General features: G+C 57.4%; 2 protein-coding genes. One reads left to right on the top strand and one right to left on the bottom strand.

Annotated features, from left to right (window positions below; all coding sequences use genetic code 11):
* On the top strand, positions 1 to 809 hold an 809-nt coding region (locus tag T260_RS121455), incomplete at its 5' end, for an RNA-guided endonuclease TnpB family protein (RefSeq protein WP_023634685.1).
* Positions 810 to 1002: 193 nt separating this feature from the next.
* On the opposite strand, the gene T260_RS00105 is transcribed toward T260_RS121455, so the two are convergent.
* Positions 1003 to 3967 (bottom strand): SbcC/MukB-like Walker B domain-containing protein (locus tag T260_RS00105; RefSeq protein WP_023634686.1); only part of this gene is annotated, 2965 nt, incomplete at its 5' end.

Consider the following 3967-nt stretch of genomic DNA (forward strand, 5'->3'; position numbering starts at 1 on the left):
CATTATGGTGTTGCTTTAACAATCAAAACGTGAAGGTGGAAAAGAAAGGAGAGTTCTACACCGTTTCATTCCCAACATTAGAGAAGCGAGTCGGTGTGCCGGTGGTCACGCGTCCCTATCAAGAAGCATGGCTGAATCGGCTGCTTCATGGAACCGCCAAACAAGGAGCAGCCAAGCTCTACAAAAAGAGAAAGAAATGGTACTTGGCTGTTGCGATCACATTTGAAGTGGAGCCGCGGCACGAAACAAAGGTGATGGGCGTTGATTTGGGACTTCGTTATATCGCCGTTGCCAGCGTGGGCACGAAATCGTTGTTTTTTAAGGGCAGCCAATGCGCTTTCATTCGCAGGCGATACGCGGCTTTGCGAAGGAGATTAGGAAAAGCCAAGAAGCTCCATATGATTCGCAAAATCGGCCGCAAAGAGTCCCGCTGGATGAAGGATCAAAATCACAAAATCAGCCGTCAAATCGTGAATTTTGCGCTCGCCAACGGTGTTGGCGTGATTCGAATGGAAGCGTTGACGGGGATTCGCAAGCGGGCAACATCGGCCAAAGAAGCGGGGCGAAGCCTTCATGCTTGGGCGTTTCATCAACTGCAAACGATGATTGCCTATAAGGCGGAAATGGCGGGCATTCGCGTTGAGTGGGTGAATCCAACCTACACGAGCCAAACGTGTAAATGTGGTTATCGAGAGAAAGCGAACCGAAACGGCATCCGCTTTCGATGCCAAAGGTGTGGATACACTCTCCACGCCGACTTGAATGGCGCCATCAACATCGCCAAAGCGATTTCGGGCTTCGCCGTCTAACCTAGCGCACTGGTCACAGGTGCGCCGCCCATGGGGGTACATCCTAACCCGATGGGATGGGGTGATGACACACCCCTGAACTTGGGCGTTGTCCGAACCAGAAATGGATGAGGACGTGAGCGACCCAAGAATCCCACGCCTTTAGGCGTGCGGAGTGTCAAATCATTTCCAGCCAGTTTAGGCGTGCGGAGTGTCAAATCATTTCCAGCCAGACGCGCGTGCCACGTCCGGACGGTTCAGCCGGTTCGACGATGAGCCGTCGCGGCAGACGGTTGCGAATTTCTTGAACATGACTGATGACGCCGACCGCCAGCCGCTCGGTATGTAGCTTTTCCAAGGCGGAAATGACCGTCTCAAGCAGCTCAGCGTCGAGGGTGCCAAACCCTTCGTCCAAGAAGAAAAAGCGGAGCGGATACTCGCCGCGCAGCTGAATTTGCGCCGATAACGCCAACGCCAACGACAGTGACGTCAAAAATGTCTCCCCACCCGAGAGCGTCGATACCGGCCGTCTGACGCCGCCATTGGCATCATCGCGGATCAGAAACCCGCCTTGCGAATCCAATTCGAGCGAATACCGGTGCCGTGTCAGCCGCTGCAGCCGTTCCGAAGCCATGGCGGTTACTTGCTCGAGCTGCTCTTCAGCCATAAATTCGACAAAGCTGTTGCCGCGAAGCAGCGCCTGCAGCTGTTTATACCGCTCGATGCGCCGGCTGAGCTCCGCCTGCTTCTCCTCCAGTTCAACAAAGCGGCTATGTTTTTTTCTCAACTCTTCTACCTTCGCTTGAGCTGCCCCAAGCTGCTGCGTCATCGCCTCCACTTGCTCCTTCAACTCGGCGTATACACGCTGCATCGTCTCCCATTGTTCAGCGCTCACCGCCGCCCCCCCGATGGCGGCGGCCAGCTGGGCGAGGCGATGTTCGGCTTGCTCGATTTGGCGCCAATAGCGGCGGATTGCCTCATCCCATTCATCTCGCTGCGCTTTTTCCGCCTTCGCTTGCTTGACTTGTTCGGCATCGGCAAACATGGTGTCCAAAAGCGCGCCGCGCCAGCGAGCGAGCGCCTCTTCTTCGCGGCGGACGCCTTCTTCCCACGCCTGCTTGGCTGCTTTTGTTTCGCTTTCAAGCATTTGATATTCCCGCTGGGCTCGCTGCCAAGCCTCATACGCCTGTTGCTCGCCGTTTTGCAGCTGGCGCCATTCGTCCTCCGCCTTCTGAAGCTGCACGGCCGCAGGACCTTCCCCCGCCTTCTCGCCCCGTTGCCGCTCATATTCGTTCCATTGCTGCTGTTTGGCGCTAATCAGCGAGTCAAGACGCACCCGCTCCGTCTCAAGCCGGCTCCGCTCTTTGGCCGCTTCCTCTTTCGCCCGCTGTTTTTCCTCTAAAAACAGCACGCTGTCCTCCAGCCGCTTTTGCACGTCGCGCCGCACGTTTTCCCGTTCACACAGCTGTTCATACACCGCATCGATCGTCTCAAGCGAAAGGAAAGGATACATCTGCCGCCATTGCTGTTCAAGTTGCCGCCGCTCTTCCTCCAGCCGCTGCTTTTCAACTTGCAGCGCTTCGATGTCCGCCGCTATCCATTGGCACGCTTTCTCCGCTTCGCGCCGCGCTGACTCGGCTTCATTCCATTGGGCAAGCACCCGGTAGACCGCTTCTTTCAATTCAATGACATCTTGCGCAAGCGCCCGCACTTCCACAGTGAGGTCGACGGCCTCCTCCACCGAGCGGCTTTCGGCAAACACAGGCGGCGCTTCATGGCCTACCGCCAGCTCGGCAAGCTGCTCGAGCTGCGCCTTGAACGAAATGATCGTTTGCCAATCTTGTTCATACCGCTGCCGCTCTGCCTCAAGCTCGGACAGACGCTCAAGTTGGACATCGTGCGGTGCGGCGGCCGGATGCGGATGCTCGCGCGATCCGCACACTGGACACGGCTCGCCGGGACGGAGCCGCTCAGCCAAGGCGGAGGCGAGTTGCGCCGTCCGCGCTTCTTCGGCTCGCTGTCGCTCCGCCTCCATGGTTTTCTGCAAAGTATACAATTGTTTTTCAGCATCCTGCTGCCGCCAGCAGACGAAACGATACGTCCGCTCCACACGCCGGAACAGCTCTTGAAGCCGGGAGCCGACAGCGGCTGATCGGCGTTCCCGCTCCAACTTTTCCTCTTTCGCCCGACGCCAAACGGCCTCCTTTTGCTGAAGTTGGGCATCGACGCGAGCGATGGCTGACGCCGCTTGCTCAATATGCTGCTTCTGCCTGTACGCCCGCTCTGCCTCATCTTTTCCATCCAGCGCCTCTTCATGCTGTTTCAGTTCTTCTTTCAACTCCCGCTGCCGCTTCGCGCCGCGCTCATACCAGACCGACGCCTCTTCAAACCGGCGTGCAGCTGCCTTCTCCTGGGCAATGAGTCGCTTCCTCTCTTCACTAAGAGCTGCGAGCTCCTGTCCAAGCACTTCCATTTGCTGCTCAAGCTGCGCCGCCTGCCGCAGCCGTTCCATCTGGACGAGCAATTCCGGTTCGCGCTGCGCCTTTTCTTGGCGCGCCCGTTCATAACGCCGCGCCGCTTCTTCATAGCTCAATTGGGCTTCCTCTAACCGACGCGCCAGTCCTTCATACCGACGAAACGCCTCTGCCCGCAAGCGACATGCCTGCTCGCACTGCTCCCAATACGGCCATATGCGCTCTGCTTGCTCGGCGCGCTCCTTTTTCGCCTCAAGCTCGCGGATGACGGATTCATGTTGGCGCAGCGCGGCGAGCTCTTGTTCGACCGCTTCTTTTTCTTGTTGCCACGCCCATCGTTGTTTTGTTCGTTCCACATCTGCTTCGACTTCCTCAAGCTCTTTTTTTCGCTTGGCAAACAGCCCCGCGAGCTCCCGCACATCCGCCTCTGCCTGCTCGAGCGCTGCTTTTGAAGCATCGCCGAGCCCCGCTTTTTCCGCTTCGATTTTTTCCCATTCTTGCTCAGCGGCGGCAAGCCGGTCTTTCAACTTTTTATTCAACTGATCGCCATACCGCTCAAGATGGAAGAGGCGCTGCAGCATTTGCCGCCGCTCCGACCCTTTGAGCGATAAAAACTCGGCAAATTTTCCTTGCGGCAAGACGACCGCCCGGGTGAAATCCTCCATCGTCAAGCCGAGTTTTCGGCTGGATTTTCCTCTTCCCACC

This window comes from Geobacillus thermopakistaniensis (assembly GCF_000498995.1).
GTDB lineage: Bacteria > Bacillota > Bacilli > Bacillales > Anoxybacillaceae > Geobacillus > Geobacillus thermoleovorans.